We start from the raw sequence: 22,731 nt of genomic DNA on the forward strand, positions 1-22,731 counted from the left end.
CCTGTTAAGCCCATTGGCCTGGAAGTTGTTATGGCTAAAGACGGAAAAAAGCCAACCGCCCGAACAAGTCCCCAGTGTGCATTGGGCTTATCTAAGATTAGGAAAACTCGCGGGCTGGAATGACAGCAAACGAAGCGGAATTGTGGGCTGGGAAAGGTTATGGCAAGGATGGTTTAAACTGCAAACCATCCTTGAAGGTTACCAGCTAGCCTTGTCTCTTGAGCAAAAGATGTGATCAAGAGACAGGCTTCGGCAGGGATTTTTATTGAAGATAAGCTGAATAAGCGACACTGACGTCATAGAGTCTTTAGCGACAATACGTTATTAGCGCATCCCTTCGAGCACTTGCACTCTCTCCTTGGCCCTTACTGCATAGTCGTTTGAAAACCGCTCTGCCATTTCAATGCTCTGCTGATAAAGCGTTAAAGCTGCTTTAGCATCGGCCGGTCCACCCTCGCCTTTATCTAACAGAGTTGCGAACTGGAAGTAAGCATTGCCTAGAATATCCGCCTGCAAGCCTTGTTTGGCACCCAAAGTTGTCACTTTTTCTAACCAGTATCTCGCGTTAACCGTATCTCTATAGGGGTCCAATAACAGGATATTGGCAAGTTCAGCGGCGGCGTAAAGATCTCGCTCGGCGGCAATTATCCAAAACTCCTCGCTCTGCTCAAAATCCTCTTTAAAGTAATAATAGGTTTCGGCGGCATCTCGCGCTAAATCAGGTTGAGCTTTAACGCTTTGGCGATAATTTTCCAATGCCGTTGTAGCATTAAAATAGGGCGAACAAGATAACACTTGATAAAACGCCATCAGACTTCTTGCCTCCGGCAACCCTTGGTCAACTAGCTGATTTAACTGCTGCCATGCTTGCGTTTCACGGACCTTATCCGCACCTGTATTAACCAAGCCACGCTCGATAACCGATAAAGGTAAACGGATTAACTCAAGCTTTGACGCGTTATCGCCAAAGCTCGCGGCGCGCTCCAGCCAATAGATCTTTTCATCGGCACGCCCCGCGTAACCCGCTTGATCTCGCATCCAACGCAACGCCTCAATATCGCCAGCTTCAGCGGCTTCACGGTAATATTTCTGTGCCTTAATTTTATCCTTGGGTAAGGCGTGCCCAAGCTCATAGATACGTGCCAAGAAGCGCTTATCTTCGGCCTTGGCACTTTGAGCTAAGGTATTGATTTGTGATTCAGGTTTACCATAGGCATACAATTTCACATCACCGTTAGCATAAGTATATTGAGTACCATCGGGATAATTCACCTCAACCGTATCAGGCTGATACCAAACATTGACCTCATACTGTTCGGCAATCTGTGGATTAAAATTCACCCGCATCACAGCCTCATCACCGCGACGAACCGCTTGAGTATAAGGACTAGCCCATAGGCTAGAAATTTGCTGCAAACTACTTTTCAGCCTAGCCTCGAAGGGTTTGTCTTCCTTAGGAGAATGAATAAATACTGGATAGTAAACTGGTGCTAAAGATAATGGCGTAGTCGCAAGCAACGAATTATCCGCCTCGCTACCCGCATAAATAGGATCGATATTAAGTTCATGACTTAAATAAAAATCATCGTGGGGTGACACTTGAGTCGGCAACGTAGTTTGGCTAGCAACTTGTGCCGCATCCACAACAGAAGTGCGCTGCAACTTAGCAAGGTATTGTTGTTTAAGTGCTTTAGCCCTTTGCCACAACGGATGGTTCGGCAGTATTGTCACATCGAGCATTAAATCCTCAAGCCGCCACTGACAATCGCCACCACCATTCAAAGCTAAGGGCAGCGAAAATTCACTCGCTTTGCTACCACTGCTAATCACTTGCCGCAGCACTGAGGTTTCTTCGAATGTCGCGCGGTAGGGATTAGCAATATCACCACTGGGAAAACGGATTTCCTTTCGAGTACAAACAGATGAAACGTAATAACCGACAAGTTCTAATTGCGTATTAGCAGGTAAGACACCGACGAACTCGAAACGCGGACTGTCTACAGGTGCAGACACTTGATCGACGGGCAACTCACTACGAAATAAAGAATCCCAAAAAGAGGCCATGACGGGAGAAGCAAACATCAAGCCAGCCGAGCAAGCCAAATATAAAAAAGCCCTATGAAAGCAATGTAACAAACTCATAATGCCAGCTCTCCGTCGCTGATGAGGCAAATCCACTCGCACTTAAACACTCGCTTAAATACAACAAAGACCATTAAGTTATCGACAAAAAATTAAGCCAACGCGTTTAGCCGTTGGCTTAAATCATAACGTATTTACAGGCAAGTTGAACCCATGCCTCTCAGTCTAGGCTCGATAAACCCCCAGCGCATAAAACTCAACTTAAGCACTTCGCAGTCTAGCAAGCACATCCTTGGCCTTCAATTCAGCCATAGCGACATAGGCCACAGGCACTACAAATAACGAGAAGAAAGTGCCCGCTAACAGACCTCCGACTAAGACTAAACCTATGTTAGCTAACCCTAACGAGCCCGGCCCCGATGCCAAGGCTAAAGGAATCGCACTTAAAATCATGGTTAAAGACGTCATTAGAATCGGTCTTAAACGAGATTTGGCACTGCTTCGCGCCGCCTCAATCGCACTCAAACCTTGGTCTTGTTGCTTATTGGCAAACTCCACCAGCAAGATACCGTGTTTAGTCACTAGCCCCACTAAGGTTAATAAACCAATCTGCGAATAGATATTCACACTCTGGCCAAACAAGGCTAAGGTCAATAAGGCACCGACAATACACAAGGGCACTGTCAGTAAGATAATTAAGGGATCGACAAAACTTTCGAACTGCGCAGCCAAAATCAAATAGATAAACACCAATGCCAGCAAGAATAGCGACTGAGTGCCCGCCTGCGAATCCATAAGATCCTTTACCACGCCATTGTATTTAAAGCCTTGGGCATCATTAAGCAATGTCGGTAATTGTTCATCTAAGTAGGTTTTGATTTCATCAGTTGAATAGCCGGGCATAATATCTGCCGTCAATTCAGCGCTATCAAGACCCATAAACGTCTTAATGTTAGATTCTGCCGTAGTCTGTTTAATCGACACAAATTGCGATAATGGCAGTGCTTGCCCAGATTCAGAAGTGACATACAGCTTATTCAACACTTTAAAATCACTCAGTTTGTCTAAGTTTACTTGCACTTGAATAGGATAAGTAAAACCATCGGTAGCATGTAAGTCCGCCGCCTTCACTGAGCCAAGGAAGGTAGAAAGCGCATTAGTGACATCACCATAACTCACACCTGAAAGGATAATCGCGTTGCGATCAATAGACAGATCGTAGCGTAGTTGATCCCTCAGCACTGAGTTGCCCACGTTATTCAGGCCAGGATAATCCTCGAGTAACTTTTGCACTTTGGCGGCGGTTTCGCTGAGTTCGTCCTTATTCCGATCTAAGGTCGTCAGCTCTAAACGCAAATTATTGGCAATATTGAGATTATTTGCTGAGCGAATGCTAAACGACATGTTATAGGCAGAAACGTTTTCCTTTGATGTTGTAATCAAGTCGCTGATCACATCATCTATACCCTCACTGCGCTCACCCCAAGGTTTGAGTAGTACATGGTTTACAGGCTCTCCCTCGATATAGGACAAGTTAGCCCCAACCGCGGGATGATCGTCCATCACGCCATTAAGCTCAGCATTGTGATTGAGATGATACTGCCGACCGACACCGGTAGGGCCATTAGACGCCACATCGATAAAGCCGGAGTCCTCCGCAGGCAAGAGTATTTTGGGTAATTGCCAGTAAGCAATACCCGCAAGACCCACCAAAACCACAGCCGCGCCAAACATCAAACGCTTGCGGACAAACCACTTATTCAGCTCATTGATATACAAATGATTTAACTGCTGCAGCGCATTCTCGACTCGGCTAAACCATTTAGGGTGTTGCTCAGTGGTATTGATAAGATAGGCGCTCATCATAGGCGACAAAGTCAACGCCACCACGCCAGAGATCATTACGGCCGCTGCTAAGGTAAAGGAGAATTGCCGAAACAGATCGGCGGTTAAGCCCGACATTAATCCGATCGGCAGATACACGGCGGCGAGCGTTAACGTCATGGCAATGATAGGGAAAATGATCTCCTGACAGCCTTTAATCGCCGCATTGAAAGGCGTTTCACCGTTTTCAATATGGCGATAACAGTTCTCGACCACCACAATGGCATCATCCACCACCAGGCCAATGGCCAAAATAATCGCCAGAATAGTCAACACATTGATACTAAATCCGAGCGCCGACATCACAGCAAACACCCCAATCACGCACACGGGAATGGTAATAATGGGGATCGATGCCGCCCGCAAGCTACCCAAAAATAACACCACAATCAGCGAAACTAAGATCACCGCTTCAATCAACGCAGAAAATCCTTCGTCGATGGAGGCTTCAATAAAATCAGCTTGGTTATAAGCCAAGTTCATTTCTAAGCCTTGGGGTAAATGTTTTTGCATGCGTGCAATTTCGGCTTTAATGTTCGAAGCCACTGTCACTGGGTTAGCGTTGCTCAGCGGTAAAATCTGCAATGACATTGCACTATGTCCACCGATAGACAACATACTCGGCGACAGACTTTCCTCGCCCATCACCACATCGGCGACATCGGACACGCGGATGATCTTACCCTCGCTAACCTTAATCACCAGATCCTTCACGTCTTCAAGCGTTTCAACTTGATTCAAAGGGTTAATCGAGAAATCCCGCGACTTACCTTTGATCGCGCCCGAGGTAAAACTGGCATTGTAGGAGCCTAACGTGCCCACCACATCGGCAGCTTTAATATTCAGCGCTTTCATTTGTTCAGGATTGAGCCAGACTCTGACCGCCTTTTGTGAGCCACCATAGGGCCCCCAAACAGCACCAACGCCTTGAACTTGTTTGAGTTGCGGTACTAACTGCTGGCTAATGTAGTCGTACATAGCCTGCTTTTCCATGCCACCCGCGTTCACAAAGGTGATGATATTACTGGCCGAATCTGTGGCCGAGGTATCGTCAGTGACTGTGGGCTTATCTATCATGCTCTGGGGGAAATCGTTAATCCCTTCGACGCTGCTACGCAACTTGTTCATTAAGTTGGTGTATTCAATATCGCTGGTGTCATCATTGAATTTAATCGTTAATGAGCAACGCCCCTCGCTACAGTCGGTCGACATGGTATCGACTTTATCTATGCCCGAAGCCGCAGCAATCAACTTATCGGCCACGTTGCTCGACATAAAATCGGCGCTCGCCCCTGCAATCGACGCATTCACAGATGCCGAGTGGGTGGTATGCTCAGGGAAGTATTGGATATCGAGTTTTTGAAAGGCAATCAAACCCAGTAACACAGCCATAATACTGAGTACGGAGGCGAAGATAGGATGACGAATACAGACTTCGGGTAAACGCATTATTCAGCCACCTCAATATTTGGAGTTGAGCCTGAATCAGCACCTTTGTCAGCGCTTGATGTTGCCGCTTTATCTGCAGTGTTTCTATCCTGCACGACTTTGATCTTGCTATCGGACTTGAGGTTTTGCATACCCGTTTTAACGACTAAATCGCCTTCGGCTAAACCCTCAGTCACGACGGCATAACCGTCATTCGTATTTTGAGCGAGTTTAACCACTTGCTTTACTACGCTATCGCCCTGCACTAGCCAGACAAAACGTTCATCGTTATTGGCAATAATCGAATTTTGCGGCACTAATAGACGTTTAATCCCTAGACTATAGAACTGCTTGATGTTGGCGAACATGCCAGGAGCAAGCTTAAACTCAGGGTTTTCAAGGGCGGCATGCACTTCAACCCGTCCTGAGCTTTCGTCTACCGCTGGGGCAACATAGTTAACTAACCCTTTGAATACCTTATTACCATAGGCCTCAACAGTCACATTCACCTTTTGGCCCTTTTGCGCCTTGCCTAAATCCTTCTGACTGATGGCATAACGCACTTCGACCGGATTTAAACTATAGAGGGTGACTAAGGCCGTACCAGCACCAATTTGACTGCCGATAGACTGACTAAAGCTGGTCAACTGACCATCGAAGGGCGCCTTGATCAGGTAATCGTTCATGGTGGCTTGTTTCTGGCGAAAATCCGCATCGGCCAGATTCACATTTTCCCGTAGCTCATCCACATCTTGCTTAGCAAGCGCAAAGGGTTCTTTAATCAGTAAGTCTTCGATACGCTCCAGCTTAGTTTTAGCCAGTGCTAAGGTGCTCTTGGCTTTGTCTAAATCAGCCTTGGCTTTAATGTTGTCCTGCTCGGCAATCACTTGGCCTTTAGTCACTTTGTCGCCGTTACTAAAATGAATCGCGCTAATTTTTTCGCTAGCATTAAAGTTCAGCGTGGCTGAATCGATAGCGTTGATTTTACCGACTTCATTCACTACATCGGCAAAGGACGTTTCTTTAACGGCCTCGACCGTCACAGGGATGATGTCGACCTTGTCCGCCGACATCACGGCCATAGGGGCTAAAGCGAAAACACTCGCCAGTAGAAACGGCAAAGGCGCGAATAAGGGCGCCTTTGGGAGATGATGGGGATGGCTTTTTAATGAAATATCGCATGCACTGCGTGCTCGTTCAGTTACTCTTTGTGTAAACATAGTATGCAAACCTATCGTTCTTACTATTCAACGGACATCCTATCCGACAACAGCAAACCGGATTGAACCCAAAACTAATACCAAGTCCCCCCAAAGTGCCTGTTTCAGCAATTTGAGGTTATTTGGGTATACAGCCTATAGGCTTAATCCCAGTCAGTGCCAGTAAAAACTCGGTTACACAACCAAACAAAACAATAACTTAACGATAAACTTAATAGTGAGCACTTAAATCACACAAACAACCATAAAATACAGCAAACTTGAAACAAGTGTAGAGCCAGCCTATTAGCAAGCCACTATTTACCTTTTAACAGGGCTCCGATGGCCTTTTTCACGTCTGCAAAACAGGGGCGCTGAGCCACATCTAACTGCATGCACTCGTCTTTAATCGCACTCAACTGTGTGTAGTACAGAAGGCTAATCGAGGCACTCACATAGGCCGATGCATCCACATAGGCCAACAGATCTTCAATCAAGCAACCAAGCGCCCGCACTTCAATAGCTTCTATCGCTAAGCGTTCTGCTGTCGATAGATTACGTAAGTTTGATGCCGCACCAAAATCCCCAAACAATAAGCTCATCTGTTGATTAACCATAATATTATGGGCGTAGACATCACCATGGCTTACTTGTTTTGCATGCATGTGCGCCATCGCATCGGCCAACTGGTGCGTGATTTTGGCGACTTCATCAAGGCGAAATTCGCTACCGTCTTTAAAGGTATCGCGAGTGCAGGTGACAAGACTTGGTGGTAGCCCTAAGTTACTAAAACCTGGCGGAATAAGTTCCATCACTAAACCCAATTGATCTTTCTGGCTAATGTGCGCCACGACCTTAATAAGGCTGGGATGATCACCCGTTGTGAGACAGCAATCTAACTCGTCAGCGGGATAACCATCGCTCGTCACTTCCCCCTTAAAGAGTTTTACCGCAATCTGCGCCGACCCCGTCGCGGCTATCATGGCTTGATTCAACCAATCGCCTCGATAAATGACCCCAGAAGCCCCTTCGCCAAGCTTCTCAGCCAACTTGATATCACCCAGAGTCACATTCGCCACTGTGGCCACATCGGCGTGGGGATCGACTAAGGTATGGCTGAATGGATTTCCCGCAAAGGCGAGCCAAGTCAGTTTAGGCAAACTGAGTAACCAAGCTGGCAGTGCGTGGAGTTGATTGGCCGATAAACGCACTAACTCTAAGTTGCGGCAATTGGCCATCGACTCGGGCAAGGTTGTTAAACGGTTACCCGCTAAAGCTAATTTTTGCAGACGATGTAAATCGCCCATGGCCGCAGGCAATGTCTCAATGAGATTATCGGTTAGGATGAGCCAGCGGGTTTGCAGCGGTAATGCCGCAGCAGTCACTGTTTTAATTTGATTGGCCTTAAAGCCAATCATCTCTAAATTTGTGCAGCGCCCTAATGCCTCAGGCAAATGTTCAAAGCGATTATTCGAGGCGAAAATTATCTTTAAATGCGATAAGCGGTGTAAATCCTCGGGCAAAGTGCTCAGTTGATTATTCGATAAATCGAGGATTTCGAGGGAATCGGCTAAATCAAAAATCTCCCGCGGGAACTCGGTTAAATCCTCAACCAATTGTAAACGTGTGATCCCTTGTAACTGCCCTGCCCTTAACTGCGCTAACGTCTGCACTTTGCTACCCAAGTTAATGAAAAATCGCGGCTATGGTAGCGTATAAATCGATAAAGCTAAACGCAGGATCTGCAATCAAAGGGCGGCACAATCGGCCTTAAGACAACTTTGATACAATAGGTAAAACTTGGGGGAGCTATCCAGAAACTCGAAAACAGATTAGCATGTGCACCAATATGGAATGCCCAGTCAACTCATCACAGGACAATCATGCGGACACATTTTCGCCAAACGCACTCTTTTACAGTGCTTATGCTTGCCATGCTAATGGCCCTACTGAGCGGTTGCGCTACAACATCAGCAAGCCCATCAACCACTGAATTCAATGCCACAGCAAGTGATGTCAGTAATGATAACGACCACTCGCCACAACAGCATCAAACACCACCCGAAGTGGTTGAGCAGTACAGCGATGTATGGGAAAAGATCCAACACGCCAATACCATTGACGTCCATGATGATGCCGAAGTACGTAAACAGCGTAACTTTTTCGATGATAAACAAAAATTTATGAATCAGGTTGGCGATCGCGCCGAGCCATTCTTATATTACATAGTCAGCCAGCTAGAAGCGCGTAACATGCCATTAGAATTGGCGTTATTGCCCATAGTCGAAAGTGGCTATAACCCTTTAGCACAAGCTAACGGCCCCGCAGGACTGTGGCAAATGATCCCTGCTACTGGACGTAATTTTGGCTTAACGGTGAATTCTGCCTACGATGGCCGTAAAGATGCGCTGGCCTCAACCGATGCAGTGCTCGACTATCTACAGCACCTATACGACACCTTAGACAAAGACTGGATTAACGCCGTCGCCGCCTACAATACCGGTGAGCTAGTGATCAAAGCCGCCATTGATAAAAACAAAGCCAAGGGCAAACCTACGGACTTTTGGTCACTGGGCATCCCCGCTAAGCGAGTACAAACAGTCCCTAAGTGGCTGGCATTTATTCAGATTATTCGAAATCCCAACCACTACGGTTTAAAAGTCCCCCCTATTGCTAACCGCCCTTTCTTGGAAAGAGTGCCAGCACCTAATGGCGTAGATATTGGCCAGATTGCTAATGCAGCAGGGCTCAGCAAAGCAGAATTTAAAACCTATAACCCAGGCTTTCGCCAAGGTGTAATCCCCAGCAAAGGCAAATATCAAATCGCCTTACCACTGGAAAACATAGGTCATTATCAGGAAAATCAAGACAAGCTCTACGCTCAAAAACGCTATGACAGCCAAAGCTATATCGTCAAATCTGGTGACAGCCTAGGCACAATCGCAGCCAAGTTTGATATGTCAGTGAAAGCATTAAAACAGGCCAACAATCTGACATCGGACCGCCTAAAAATCGGCCAAGAGCTCACACTGTTAACGCCAATGGCGGGCAATGATAATGAGCCTGAACCCACTAAAACCAAGGCGAAGACAGATAAAAAAGTGAGCAATAAGTCGTCGACCAAAGCTAAAGCAACTACCTCAACATCGACCGATAAACCTGCTGTAAAAGCGACCACTTACAAGGTGAAATCTGGTGATTCGCTGGATAAAATCGCCCGTAAGAATAAGGTTAAACTGGCTGACTTAATGAAGTGGAACCAGCTCAATGGCAAAAGTATTATTAAGCCGGGCCAAGAACTGAAAATTTCCGAATAACGATTGTAGTTTGAACGGCAAAAAGCCCAACAAAGCGCGGTTCCAAAGCGCTGTGTTGGGCTTGTTTCTATCCCAATATCAGAGTTAACCGCCACAGCTCAGCGTTACTACTCAGTTGACCTAATCAATACTCCCGGACAATCATTCCAAAACAAACCATTCTAATTGCACGCCATTATTTTGTGTCTTTCTTCGCTAAACCAAGGGGATACAATTGCTGCTTAAACATGCCAACAGGCATGTAATCGCCCACGACACCATATTGCTCTGGCCACTCTTTCTGACCTCGAACTGCAGTCCCAAATAGGTAATCTAAAAAAGAAAAATGGGCAGCATAGTTACGGTCGATTGCCGCCTTATCAGAAGCATGGTGCCAATGGTGGAATTGCGGACTGACAATTAAATAACGTAGCCAGCCAAAGTTAACCTGCACATTGGCATGATTAAAGACCGCCTGCACGCCAACGATAATCACATAAATACTGATGATGTCTTTGGAGAATCCCAAGATAAAAATCGGCGTGAGCACTAAACAACGGGTAGCAATCAACTCAAACATATGTTGCCTTGAACCAGCCAACCAATCTAAATGTTTCGCGCTATGGTGCACCGAATGGAAGCGCCACAGGAAAGGAATTTCATGGTAGGCACGGTGCGCCGCATATTGCATTAAATCGGCGACCAATAAAATCAACAACAGTTGCAACACAAAGGGGAGACCCGCGATAAAGCTTTGCACTGTGCTGGAAATAGCCCAAGAAAAGGTCGACTGCACAAATTGGTTTGCCACCAATAATACAAATCCAATCGCTAAGTGATTCACCAAAAAATGGTTTAAATCCCCTTGCCACTCGGGTCTCAATATTGCTTGTTCTGGTTTATGGGGTAGCCATTTCTCGATAAAAATGAAAATTAAGGTTGAGCCTAATAAGTCTAAAATAAACCAATCTAAACCCAGTGAGACCTTATGATTAGCAAAAGGCTCGACCTCAACTTGATGACCACCAAAGGCAATCGCTAAGCTCACAAATACCCAAGCCACAAAGCCGAAACGCTTATTTTTATTTCGAATAAAATTCAATAAACCTAAACTGCCCGATACCACTAAGGCGACAAATATTAAGCTGCGAATAACATCGACATTATAGCTTTGGCGTAATTCTGGAGTGGTGAGATATTCGGGAAAATGAAACGCCAATACACCCAGAAACGATAATATCGCTAACATACACGCTATAGTACCGCTAATACTGCCTTCACCAATTTGGAAATGACCGTCTTTAAATCCTTTACTCATCACAGTGAACTCCTTTTCCTATATTGCTCGCGTTATTCACATCACAGCAATGCTCGGCTTAATTTTTGCCGATCAGCCTACATTAACCCCGCAGCCACAATCAATAAAAAGTGAATGCTAAGACAATAATGCTCAATCTACTAAGCCCACTAAAACGAGCACACAAAAACAGCTCAAAAAAAGCGCTACCTAAGTAGCGCTGTTTTATTAGAGCCGTTCACTCACCTTAGCGGTTAGATCTTAATCAAGTTATAACCAAAGCTAGTAGAAGGATCTTTATTCAGCACCATAGTCACATTGTCTTCATTGCTGAAATCCATTAAATCGGATGCATAGACAACGGTTTTAGTACCGTTTTCCACAGCGATAACCTTAATAGAATATTCACCAGCTGGCACAGTCACTGACTGAGGGCTCGCAGGATTGACTGCGGTGATCTTATTTACAGCCGTTTCAATCGTGTCATTTGCCTTTAAGAAATACACGGTTAGATTGCTTTTATCGGCAAAACTCACAATGTCGAACTTAAAGCTATAGGGACTTGGCGTCTGAGTTTGCTTCATCTCCATCGCCTTTACTTGGCTGCCCTGCTCGGTCGTTTGCTCATAGATGAAGATGGTTTTAATGTCATCTTGGTTAAGGGTGATCAACACGTTATCGAGCAATTTATTTTGCGTACCGTGGTCGAACACACTCACACCAAAATCATTAAACTCAGCACCTTGATAGCTAGTCACCCCAAAAGATGGCACTTCGCTAAACAGAGTATCTTGCTTACTGCTAGCCACTTTCACATCGATAATGTGCGAACCTAAACCGTTAAAGACGCGATAATCGACACTCGCTTCTAATGCCACATGGTTGCGAACATTGGTGGTTGAATCGACACTGTCCAAGGTGATTTTTGAATCCGAAGCACCAAAACCTTCACGGATGATCAGCTTATAAGGCACCTTAGAACTGAATTTAATGTTCGCCGTTGTATAAGAAACATTGGTTGTTCCCGCTGGTGCGAGGTAAACCTTATATTCACCCGTATCCATCACTTGCGGCTGCGACACTTCACCATAAGCCACACTGCCTAACATCACGGCATCGGCAAAGGTTTGGGTCGACTTAGAAACATAAGCGTCAAAGGCTTGGGCATGAACTGCAGTATTGGCAATCAAAAGCTGCATTTTACTGTTTTCAGCCACTTCGTTGAGCTTATCGAGTTCAGTGCGAGAATAGTTGATATTAAGTAATTTAGGTTCGGTAAAATCACCATGTAATACAAAGAAATGGTCCGTTGCAACTTTCAAATCGATATTTTCTTTATAAATAGAGATATCTTTATCAGAGGCATCCTTAGCCATCACTTCAATCGCAGTCACGCCAGCCGTCGACGTAAATCGCGGCATAGTGTCCCCATAGATCACACTTTCATAGGTTTTATCGGCAACTTTGAGTGCAGTAGCAGTGCTTCCAGCTGAAGCATTATAGAATTGCACATAGGTGGCATTTTGATCTGTGCCCTCTTCATTATTATCATCTGAGCCACATGCCGTTACCGCTAAACAGGCAACAGCCACCGCAGCGAATCCCTTTAGCTTACTTTTTATCATTGTTTCCCTCATTAGCAGACAAAAATTCAGTTCAATCTACGCAGTTATACAATGACAACAATGGCAATTTCCACTAAAAACAAAAACAAATATTTTACAAACTCAAACACTTAACAAACATTTCAATAACACAGCAAAAAGTGATACAAACCACACTTTTCAGGCCCTTAATTGATACAAATGCGGCTGCTGATACTTTTGCTCGCCTCTCAAAAATTCTGCTCCAGTGGAAAATGGCTGATCTATCGAACACCTCTCTTTTAGGCTTATAGCGACTATGGATAAACTATCCTCAGACGGTACAAACCTTGTTCGACTAATGCGATTAGGTTACTCTCGCATCGCCAATTAAGCCTTTGGGATGGATAGGATTTGCAAGGGATTCTCAACTACTACAAACAATGTTTTCAACACGATAGTGCCGAAATCAATCTCTGGTCTAGCCACAAGCTTGCCGAGCAAGATCAGCTATTACTCCAACATGAAGACGAGTTAAGCAGTGGCTTCCTACCCCGCTTGCCAGTACCATTTGCTCCCGCCAGTGCATTACTAGCACGTAGCGCTTTGTATTTACGCGAAAAGGTATTATTGCACTGCTGTCTGTTTTTCTGCGGCACAGTCGACCTTAATGGCGAAAAACGTAAAGTCGTGACACCACTCCTTTATCGCGAATGCCAATTACAGGCTGACGGCGATAATCTCTACCTAGAGAGCAATAACACTCTAGCTGGCAGCGGACCATTCACTATCAATGAAGCTCTATTAGAAAAATTAGTCGTTGAAGGACATAGCCTAAGCCAAGATTTACGCGATAATCCAACGGATGTCAGTGGCTGGATATCTTGGCTGCGGGCGGGCCAAGCCGATGTCGATACCAGTCATTTATTGCATTTTCCCAAGCTGATCGATGAGGCTGAATTCACTAGCTTATGCCGTAAACGTGGGCAGTTTCTTGTCAGTCGAAGCCAAATCATTTTGGCAGAACGTTCGATCGCAAGTCGCGGCATTTTGCACGAACTCGACAAACTAATGACAGCGGCTGAACCATCAGCACCGCTTAAAGCGCTATTCGCAGAAACACAACAAACAACATCAATCAGCGCCAGTGAAGACACGCAAGAGGCTTATCTTCCCGGGCTGTTAAGCCGCGCGCAAATTCAGGCCTTAAAGATTGCGGCCAATCATACTTTGGGGCAGATCTCAGGCCCACCGGGAACAGGTAAGAGTTACACCATAGCTACAGTGGCGGCGGAGCAGGTATTAAGGGGCAAATCTGTCCTCATCGTCGCCCACACCGATGTTGCTGTTGATGTGATTGCCGATAAATTGCAACAACAATTCCAGCTAGGGAGCAGCCTTATTCGAGCAGGCTCGCCGCAGTTTATAAAAGTCCTTAAAAACCAGATTGATGAAATGCTCCATGGTCAGCACCCTGCATCAAATGAAGCCATCTCGGATAGATTGCTATTAAGTTCAAAACAACAACTTAATACCGTGACTCGTCAGCAAGTCAAAATGGAAGCGGGCTTTATACGTCATTGCCGCCATGCCATACGTCGCGGCCAAAAACTGGCGACCTTACAACAAGGACAATCCCGTTGGCGCTTAGGATTTTACAACTGGGCTTACCGTGCAGGTATAAAAAGGTTTGCCCAGCAATGGAATGAACTCGATAAATTAACGACACTGATAGCGCAAAAAGAAAGCTTAAGCCTCAAATACTTACAATTGGCCACTCACTATCGATTAAACCAATTACTCAAAAATAAGCGCAGTACGCTGGTGAGTTTTGCCAGTGCGTTACGCGCTCGCCAGTCCGCTAAGCAACTCGACGGTTTCTACAAGACGGATTTTGATGCCTTAAAACAAACCTTTCCCATTTGGTTATCTAGCCTTGCCAGCTTACATAAAGTGCTGCCCATGGAGCAGCAAATGTTTGATTTAGTGATTATTGATGAAGCCACCCAAGCCAATATTGCCGCATGTTTACCGGCCTTGCAGCGAGCAAAAGCGGCACTGGTGGTGGGAGATAGCAAACAACTGCGCCATTTCTCGTTTTTATCCCGCGCAAAACAAACTCAAATCCAGACCCAACTCGGACTCGCCCCAGATTGTCGCGGCCTAATGAGCTACCGTGATGCCAGTATGCTCGACTTAGCGTCACAATCCCTCGCGAGCCAATCCCAAGTGGTATTTTTAAATGAGCATTTTCGGAGTAAACCTGAGCTGATCCAATTTAGTAATCAGCAGTTTTATCAAGGCATGCTGAAGATTATGCAGCACAGACCTTGCACAAGTTCGGGACACTTACACAGAGTCCAGGTGACTGGCAGCCGTGATAGTAAGGGAATTAACGCCATAGAAGCTGAGGCATTAATTCAAAAGTTAGCTCAACTGATTGATGAACAAGAAAATGTATTAGTGCCTTCCAGCATTGGTGTACTCTCCTGTTTTCGCAATCAGACGGAGTATTTATCCCAGCAAATCCTCGCGCGCTTTAGCGCACAACAACTCGAGCGTCACCAATTACGGATTGCCACGCCCTTTGGTTTCCAAGGGGAAGAGCGCGATATTATGCTGCTGTCGTTTAGCATTACGGCCAACGACAGCCGCGCCGCCGTGTATTTAAATCGAGCCGATATGTTCAATGTCGCGATCACCCGAGCTAAACAAATGCAGTGGCTATTTTTATCGGTACAAGCGCATGAACTCCCCAACAATAATTTACTGGCAACTTACTTAGCATCGGCGGGCCAATTTCAAGCGGCACACAATTATGTCGATTCCCTCGATACCTTCGGCCAGTCAGTGGCACAGGCGATTGAAGCAAAAGGCATAACAGTCTGGCGCGCCTACCATATGGCGGGGCTAGAACTGGATATTCTGTGCCGCTATGGTAACCAATATTTAGCAATAGATTTAATCGGTTACCCAGGACCTTGGGCGGACTTTTTCGATATTGAACTGTATAAACTCTTACAGCGCGCGGGCATTAAACTTATCCCCGTCAGCTACGGGCTATGGTGCCAACAGCGAGAACTTTGTATCCAACATATTTGCCAGCAATTGGGTATTACCCAAACAAGTTAATGCAGTAAATAACAGCCTTAATCATGCTGTTGATAAATCGCTTTTATCTTGCTTCGCAACCAAGTGATTTTGGGGTTGTGGCTGTTTCTCTTATGCCAAATCAAGGTAAAAGGAATAGCGAGTTTATCAAGATATTCGTCGCTTAACGGGATAGGGCGACTGACTAAGTCAGGGTGTAATTGGCGAGCATATTGCTCACAATATTGTGGTGCAATTGCCATCATACTGTGGTGAGGCTCTGCCGCGACAAACAGTGACTGCTCAAAGCTGGCCAAGGTGAGCACAATATTGCGAGTTAACCCAAGCTCAATAAGCACATCATCCAAGGCCCAAGTTTCGCTTTTTTCCCACAAGATGTTGATATGCGGATGTTTAAGAAAGGTGTCTATATTCCACTCTTCCTGCAAGGCGGGATGATCGCGGCGCAAATACACCTGAGGAAGATCGGTAAATAAAACCTCAAAATCGATAAAATAGGGTAATAAATCAAGGGATTCCTTAGAACGTGGATGACTTTCTCGGCCGGTAAACCCCATATCCGCTTCACCACGCACAATCGCTTCGAGTGAATCGTAATCCCAATTTCGTACCTTCACCTTTGCATCAGGGTATTGAGTATAAATGGCCTGAGTCAGCTCATTAAGCATGATAAGCAACAAAGGCGACTCAAGCATTAACTCGAAGGTGAGCCCTTTGGTCATCTCGTCACCGCGCTTAGCCATCAGTTGCTTACCCATTTGCAACCATTCGGATAACTCCTGCTCCATACCGTGAGCCAATGGCGTTAACTGAAATCCCTGCGGCGTTTTGACAAATAAGGGATCGTCAAACCAATTCCGTAATTTGGCCAGCGACTTACTCACAGTGGATGGCGTGACATTGAGCTTTTTGGCAGCCTTAGAGACACTCCGCTCCTGTAATAAAAGCTGCAAAATAAACAATAAGTTAAGATCGAGCCGACTCAGGGATTTGGTCATTAAGTACAATTTCCGGCAATTTAGGAACCGCTAAGATCAGTGTAATGCTCACCAGCGCACCGACAGCGAGGATCACTAATAATATATTAATCGCACTTACTTCGAGCAGACCCATCACCCAAATATATAAAGCTGAAGTACACACTTGAGCAATTCCCAGTAAAGAGCTGGCAACTCCAGCCCGAGTAACAAATGGACTCAGCGCCTGACTCATGGTGACCCCAAATCCAATCGCAAAGCCCGAACACACAAAACCAAAACTGAGCAGATTGAATAACTGACCCAGCCAGCCCAATTGGGTCAAGATCAACACCAGTGCTGCGGCGGCAAATAATGTCTGAGAGAACAAAATTAATGATTTTTCTTTAAACAGGTTAAGTAAAAAGGGCGTCGAAAATGAGGCTAACATACTCACAAATGCTGTCATAGCCATAGTGTTGGAATATTGCCCACGGTCAAACCCCATCTGCCCCATGATCAACATGGGAGAGACATTTACATAGCTTAAAATCGTGGTCACGCCTAAAGTCGTTATCACCACGCGACTGAGAAAAAACCGCTGTTTAAAGGATTCTTTATATCCACCCGACTCAACTGTGGTGTGAAATTGCGGTTTAGGATAGGTTTCGCGCAATACAAAAATACACAGGGTTAAGACCATTAATCCCATCCCCGCCATAGTGTTAAATAGGCTAGGCCATGGGAATTTAAGCATAATTAAATGGCCTATCACAGGTGCAATCACTGGGATAATGCAAGTCACGCCATTGACCATAGAGAGCACTTTTGCTCGGCGCTTATCGTCTAATACATCACGCAAAATCGCAAAAGCCACAACATAGCAAGAACCCGCACCAATGCCTTGTGCAAAGCGTGCCATTAAAAAGAGATCACTGGTTTGCGCACTACCGGCAAAGTAAGAGGCAATAGCAAACAACAATGCGCCAAACAAGGTAATGGGTTTACGCCCAATCCTATCGGCTAAGCTCCCCGCAAACAGCATAGTGGTTGCCATTCCCGCAAGATACACAGAAAAAGCAATATGCAGCTGCGCCTCACTCGCCCCTAAATCCTGCGCAATTTGCGGCAAACCGACCAAGTACATATCTATCCCTGTCGGGTACAAAAGCACTAGACAAAAACTGCACAATAGATATCGAAACATATACCTCACCCCATTAGCCATCTCACACATAAGTTGCGCCTAGCCTAGTTTCACTCGCGCAGATCTGTGAGTGGCATTTTCGACAACAGGTATTTCCATTGACGACTTATGGGAGGACATAACACCACGAACGAGGAAGAAAAGTTGGTAACAAAACATAAGGAGGACAGGGGTAGAAAAATATCCCCAGCGGTTTGCGACCACAGGGGATATGTCGGTGAATGATCAGTCTACTATTCTATGAGCCCAACACTCATTGCTGAGGTTCTGGCGGTGCAGGCAGAACTTGGATCATTAAACTGCTATCGTCTTGCAGATATTGCTGCGCCAATTTATTAAGTTCTGCAACTGTCATCTGCTGCGCTAACGCTTGCCTTTGTTTAAAGGCAGCAAAACGACCAGGATGACTCTGGGCAGTTGAGGTGAGATCTAACCAAAAACCATTGGTTTGCGGCGCAGCTTGCATCCACTCAAGCACAGGTTGGCGGGCTCGATTAAGTAAGTCCTCACTGATCCCCGAAGGCGCTTTAACTTGCTTAACTGCGGCGGTGAAATACTCGGCAACCGTTGGCAACATGGCTTGAGTCGTCACGCTAAACAAACCTAAGTAACCATAACCGCTGGCATTGAAATCGTTATAAGAAAAGGCCGATGGCGAATAACTCGCACCCGCTTTCTCCCTCACGTTTTCCGTTAATAGAATGCTTAGCACTTGCTCCAGCAGACCCAATCCCGCGTGTTGACTCAAGTGAGTCATGTCCGTTGTAGGCCACACCATGGCAAGTGCCGCCATATCCAGTTGACCATAATGCGTTAATGTTTTCTGAACGGGCACTTTCGGAAACACAGGTACTATCGACTGAGCATTAGCAATAGCAATAGGGCTACGCTTAATGGCGCCAAGCGTTTCAGCCACAGCAGCAATGGCACTCGCTTCATCAAAATCGCCCACAATAGCGAGTTCAATCGCCCCTTGCTCGACGGCCGAATGGAAACTCGGCGCTAATTCTCCAAAGTGACGTTTGAGAATTTCTTCAGGCTCACCATAACCATAGCGTTTATCACCATTATGGGAGATACGGGCAAACTGATTAGAAAACTCAGATTGTGGGTTGCTATGAATACTTTGTTGCTCGGCAATCACTTGTTCACGAAACAATTGCTCAGCCTGCTTATCCATACCTGGCTCAATTAAATAAGCCGTCATTAAGCCAAGCTGCGTTCGAAGCTCTGCGGCATTAGTGCTAATCTCGCCGCCAAAACTTTGCTCACGCAGGCCTAAGTTGATGGAAATATCTTGCCCAGCAAAAATATCCTGCAGACTGTCATAATCATGGGCCTTGAGCCCACCCTGCACAAACGCACTGTTAAACAGATAAGACAAACCATCCAACTCAGGGAATGGCACTTCACCAAAGCCAATGTTTAGGCTGACCAATGTGGTGCCTTTATTAAAGTTGGTAGGCTTAAGATTAAGGCGCACGCCATTGGCAAATTGCAGTTGGCGAATCCCCGTTTCCTTATCGCGACTGTCGGCCACTAACTTGCCTTGCTCACCAAACTGAGTATAAGCAAACTCATCAATCGCCTTGATTGATGGTGCGCTCACCGCTTGTTTACGGCTTTTCTCGTAGCTGGCGATAAGCTGTTTTTCAGCATTTTCAATGGGCTTATTGCTGGTCAGATACAAATACGGCGTAGCGTTCCATGTTTGATTAAACACTTGGCTTAGCTTTTGTGGTGTCACTGTTGGCATTATTTTTTCAAAAAATGCGAGCTGCCAATCGGGTTCGACAGGGACGCGATTGCCCGCCACCGAATACACTAGACTCTCGGCAATATTCACACTGTGAATGGTACTGCTACCCGCGACACTTAGCTGATATCCCTTATGCATACGTTTGATTTGCTGGTCAATTTCCTGTTGGCTAAAACCAAACTCTTTTGCTTGACGCAGGGTTTTCTCCAAGAGTGCGATTCCCTCTTGCCAGTTATTTTCCTGCGTACCTAGGCTCATTTGTGTGCCATAGGCAATATCAAACTGCGGTCCAACCTGCAGGTTTACACCATATAAACCTTGGCTATGCAGTAATTGCGACTCCATACGGCGATACAAGATGCCGTGGGCAAGCTCGAGCAACATTTCCTGCTCCCGCACAGCAGGGCTATCGGTAATCGCTGAGATGGGTTTTAGCATGCCAAGGGAAACTGACGTTGACAGACTTGGATCAAAAAATGCCGCCGCATCGACACTTTGGCGCTCTGCGACAGTACCAATAGCTTGTTCCTTGGTTTTAGCGGCCAAAGGCGCGGCCTTCCAACTGGCAAACTGTTGTTTTATCTTTTGTTCTACCGCGGCGACCTCGATATCACCCACCACAATTAAAGTGGTGCGTGAGGGCGTATAAAAACGCTGATATAAAGACAGCAACGCCTCGCGATTGGCATTACTGATACTGTTCGCCTCACCCACAGGGAAGCGCTTTGACAACAATGTGTTTGGCATTAAAAACTGTAATTGGTTACGGTAATTCTCAAGATCCGCACCGCTACGTTCACGCAGCTCAGACAACACCACCGCTTTTTCACGTTCAATTAGCGCTGGGTCAAGTAATAGATTACTGCCAATTTCTCGCATTAAAAACAAAGCCGTATCGATTTTATCTTGGCTATTACTTGGCAAGTTGAATTGATAAACCGTCTGCTGAAACTCAGTCACAGCATTGGTATCGGCGCCAAAACTCAGGCCAAGGCGCTGCAATGTCGGCATCATCTCCCCCGCCGCCAATCCGGTCGAGCCATTAAAGGCCATATGCTCAAGAAAGTGCACTAATCCTTGCTCGGCATCAGACTCGACCAAAGAGCCTACATCCACCCGCATCCGCACTATGACCGCCTGCTCCGGCGTCTTATTGCTCACCAATAAATAACGCATACCATTGGCAAGTTCACCGGTATGGATCCGCTCACTCATAGGCAAGCCTGTCGTTCCCATCCACAGCGGATCTTCACTCGCCTGCAGTGGCAACGCCATACTCAAAAGCGCCAGCAGTAACCACTGACGCACAAAACTAATTACCTTGAAATTGTTCATTAAAATTCGCACTTTGCCCCCAAAATCAAACAAGAAACCTAGGAAGCGCTCACCTATGTTTCAGATAAAATAAGCTTTCACTATAGTACCTAAAGCACTTTAAGTCACAAAATCAATACCTTATGCCGTACTAAAAATAGTTTATCGCCTTGATATATAGTCAGAATATGCCGAAAAATAATGAGCGAGGAAGGAAGCTGAAACAGCTGTGGATTTAATGGTTACTGTGGAATGGTATGCATATATTTGCGAGATATTGAGTGCTTAATTGGCGAAGCCTTTTCGCCAATCTAGTAATAGAGCAATATCTTGATTGAAAATCTGAGTTGAACCCTCACAATTTTGGCTTTAAAAATCACACCAAAGTTTAGATATTTCGGCTCATGGCCTCGTGAAAAAACCACTTCACAGGTAAGCCATTAATGCAAAAGCCCTACGAATATTCGCAGGGCTTTTGTTTTATCACGCAGTTGAATCTTAAAACTGTTGAAACCAACGTTGGATCTGCTGTGGATCTTTGCTTTGCGTTAACGACAGCATCAGTAAAATGCGGGCTTTTTGCGGGTTAAGATTACCTGCGGCGATAAAGCCATATTTAGCATCGTCTATCTCGGCATCAAGCGTGGTTGCGCCTGTGGGCACTCGACTAGAGCGAACGACTAAGGTGCCTTTTTGACTCGCTTTAGCTAAGGTGTCAAATATTGAGTGGTAAATATTACCATTACCTACACCGGCGCTGACTATGCCATCAAAACCCGCTTCAACCATAGCTTTGACAGGTAAATCGCTGGCATTAGCATAGTTGTAGACAATCCCTACCTGTGGCAGCTTGTCGAGTTTGCTAACATCAAAAGGCGTTTGCCTTGTATGTTGACGCTCAGTTTTGCCCATGTATTCAATCTTGCTGTTATGGATAACGCCAAGCGGGCCAAAGTTAGGCGCGGCAAAAGTGTGTACACCTGTAGTGTTAGTCTTAGTCACATCGCGGGCATTCAATACGGTATCGTTCATCACCACTAACACGCCTCGACCTTTAGATTCGAGGTTAGCGGCGGTCGCGACTGCGTTATACAAATTCATCGGACCATCGGCACTCATGGCAGTTGATGGACGCATGGCCCCAACCAGTACTACAGGCTTATCGCTCTTGATGGTGAGATTTAAAAAATACGCCGTTTCCTCTAAGGTATCAGTACCATGGGTGATGACGATACCGTCGACATCTTTATCAGCCAATAGCAGATTGATGCGCTTGGCTAAGGCTAGCCAAACTTTATCGTTCATATCCTGCGAACCGATTTTAACCAGTTGCTCACCTTGAATATCGGCAAGTTGTTTCATTTCAGGCACGGCCGCAATTAAGCTACTAATGCCCACTTCACCAGCCTGATAGTTAGACTCAGTAGCCGATTGTCCGACTCCCGCAATAGTGCCACCCGTGGCAATAATACGTACCTGTGGAAGCGCCTGCGCCGCGGAGGAGAGAAATAACCCTAAAGTGACCGAGAGCAAAAGCTTACGCATTGGAAAATTCATGCTTACATCCTTTGATTAATAATAAACGCCCACAGTGTGCACTATTGTCTAAGCCTCA

General features: G+C 45.8%; 12 protein-coding genes and 1 pseudogene. 3 read left to right on the top strand and 10 right to left on the bottom strand.

The window, feature by feature from the left end; translation table 11 throughout:
- Positions 1 to 235 (top strand): annotated as a pseudogene (locus tag L5M28_RS21145) (IS4 family transposase); the annotation flags it as partial.
- Positions 236 to 324: 89 nt separating this feature from the next.
- On the opposite strand, the gene L5M28_RS21150 reads toward L5M28_RS21145, so the two are convergent.
- From L5M28_RS21150 to L5M28_RS21165, 4 genes are all read right to left on the bottom strand, one after another.
- A complete protein-coding gene (locus L5M28_RS21150; protein WP_263204349.1) occupies positions 325 to 2,142 on the bottom strand; it encodes a sel1 repeat family protein in 1,818 nt (605 codons plus the stop codon).
- A gap of 201 nt (positions 2,143 to 2,343) precedes the next feature.
- Entirely contained in the window at positions 2,344 to 5,415 is a 3,072-nt protein-coding gene (locus tag L5M28_RS21155) for an efflux RND transporter permease subunit (RefSeq protein WP_263204350.1), read from the bottom strand.
- Positions 5,415 to 6,614 (bottom strand): efflux RND transporter periplasmic adaptor subunit, encoded by a 1,200-nt coding sequence (locus L5M28_RS21160; protein WP_263198225.1) that lies wholly within the window; start codon positions 6,612 to 6,614, stop codon positions 5,415 to 5,417. The genes L5M28_RS21155 and L5M28_RS21160 overlap by 1 nt, the downstream gene beginning before the upstream one ends.
- Before the next feature lie 296 nt (positions 6,615 to 6,910).
- The gene (locus L5M28_RS21165; RefSeq protein ID WP_263198226.1) at positions 6,911 to 8,266 is read right to left on the bottom strand and encodes a leucine-rich repeat-containing protein kinase family protein; all 1,356 of its coding nucleotides are present in this window, start codon (positions 8,264 to 8,266) and stop codon (positions 6,911 to 6,913) included.
- 210 nt (positions 8,267 to 8,476) lie between these two features.
- Between L5M28_RS21165 and L5M28_RS21170 the strand changes: the two genes are divergently transcribed.
- Positions 8,477 to 9,910, top strand: coding sequence for a LysM peptidoglycan-binding domain-containing protein (locus tag L5M28_RS21170; RefSeq protein ID WP_263204351.1), 1,434 nt, complete (start codon positions 8,477 to 8,479; stop codon positions 9,908 to 9,910).
- 175 nt (positions 9,911 to 10,085) lie between these two features.
- Here the strand turns inward: L5M28_RS21170 and L5M28_RS21175 are convergent, their stop codons facing one another.
- Both L5M28_RS21175 and L5M28_RS21180 read right to left on the bottom strand, forming a co-directional pair.
- A complete protein-coding gene (locus L5M28_RS21175; protein ID WP_173247017.1) occupies positions 10,086 to 11,207 on the bottom strand; it encodes a sterol desaturase family protein in 1,122 nt (373 codons plus the stop codon).
- A gap of 233 nt (positions 11,208 to 11,440) precedes the next feature.
- The gene (locus tag L5M28_RS21180) at positions 11,441 to 12,811 is read right to left on the bottom strand and encodes a DUF4397 domain-containing protein (protein WP_168825581.1); all 1,371 of its coding nucleotides are present in this window, start codon (positions 12,809 to 12,811) and stop codon (positions 11,441 to 11,443) included.
- Between the two features lie 372 nt (positions 12,812 to 13,183).
- On the opposite strand from L5M28_RS21180, the gene L5M28_RS21185 reads away from it, so the two are divergent.
- Positions 13,184 to 15,901: a DEAD/DEAH box helicase gene (locus tag L5M28_RS21185; protein WP_263198230.1), complete on the top strand. Its 2,718-nt coding sequence runs from the start codon at positions 13,184 to 13,186 to the stop codon at positions 15,899 to 15,901.
- Between the two features lie 17 nt (positions 15,902 to 15,918).
- On the opposite strand, the gene yidZ is transcribed toward L5M28_RS21185, so the two are convergent.
- From yidZ to ansB, 4 genes are all read right to left on the bottom strand, one after another.
- Complete coding sequence (gene yidZ, locus L5M28_RS21190; RefSeq protein WP_263204352.1) at positions 15,919 to 16,878, bottom strand: HTH-type transcriptional regulator YidZ; 960 nt, start codon at positions 16,876 to 16,878, stop codon at positions 15,919 to 15,921.
- The gene (locus tag L5M28_RS21195) at positions 16,847 to 18,043 is read right to left on the bottom strand and encodes an MFS transporter (RefSeq protein ID WP_263198233.1); all 1,197 of its coding nucleotides are present in this window, start codon (positions 18,041 to 18,043) and stop codon (positions 16,847 to 16,849) included. Before L5M28_RS21195 ends, yidZ begins: the two co-directional genes overlap by 32 nt.
- 253 nt (positions 18,044 to 18,296) lie before the next feature.
- On the bottom strand, positions 18,297 to 21,137 hold the full coding sequence (locus L5M28_RS21200) for a M16 family metallopeptidase (protein WP_263198234.1): 2,841 nt from the start codon (positions 21,135 to 21,137) through the stop codon (positions 18,297 to 18,299).
- Positions 21,138 to 21,614: 477 nt separating this feature from the next.
- Entirely contained in the window at positions 21,615 to 22,673 is a 1,059-nt protein-coding gene (gene ansB, locus L5M28_RS21205) for an L-asparaginase 2 (RefSeq protein ID WP_113940026.1), read from the bottom strand.
- Positions 22,674 to 22,731: the final 58 nt, after the last annotated feature.

Source organism: Shewanella sp. SW32 (assembly GCF_025653365.1).
Lineage (GTDB): Bacteria > Pseudomonadota > Gammaproteobacteria > Enterobacterales > Shewanellaceae > Shewanella > Shewanella oncorhynchi.

Coding starts and splice junctions, on each gene's coding strand:
- L5M28_RS21150 (WP_263204349.1), bottom strand. CDS start 2,142: ATGAGTTTGTTACATTGCTTTCATAGGGCTTTTTTATATTTGGCTTGC.
- L5M28_RS21155 (WP_263204350.1), bottom strand. CDS start 5,415: ATGCGTTTACCCGAAGTCTGTATTCGTCATCCTATCTTCGCCTCCGTA.
- L5M28_RS21160 (WP_263198225.1), bottom strand. CDS start 6,614: ATGTTTACACAAAGAGTAACTGAACGAGCACGCAGTGCATGCGATATT.
- L5M28_RS21170 (WP_263204351.1), top strand. CDS start 8,477: ATGCGGACACATTTTCGCCAAACGCACTCTTTTACAGTGCTTATGCTT.
- L5M28_RS21175 (WP_173247017.1), bottom strand. CDS start 11,207: ATGAGTAAAGGATTTAAAGACGGTCATTTCCAAATTGGTGAAGGCAGT.
- L5M28_RS21180 (WP_168825581.1), bottom strand. CDS start 12,811: ATGATAAAAAGTAAGCTAAAGGGATTCGCTGCGGTGGCTGTTGCCTGT.
- yidZ (WP_263204352.1), bottom strand. CDS start 16,878: ATGACCAAATCCCTGAGTCGGCTCGATCTTAACTTATTGTTTATTTTG.
- L5M28_RS21195 (WP_263198233.1), bottom strand. CDS start 18,043: ATGTTTCGATATCTATTGTGCAGTTTTTGTCTAGTGCTTTTGTACCCG.
- L5M28_RS21200 (WP_263198234.1), bottom strand. CDS start 21,137: ATGAACAATTTCAAGGTAATTAGTTTTGTGCGTCAGTGGTTACTGCTG.
- ansB (WP_113940026.1), bottom strand. CDS start 22,673: ATGAATTTTCCAATGCGTAAGCTTTTGCTCTCGGTCACTTTAGGGTTA.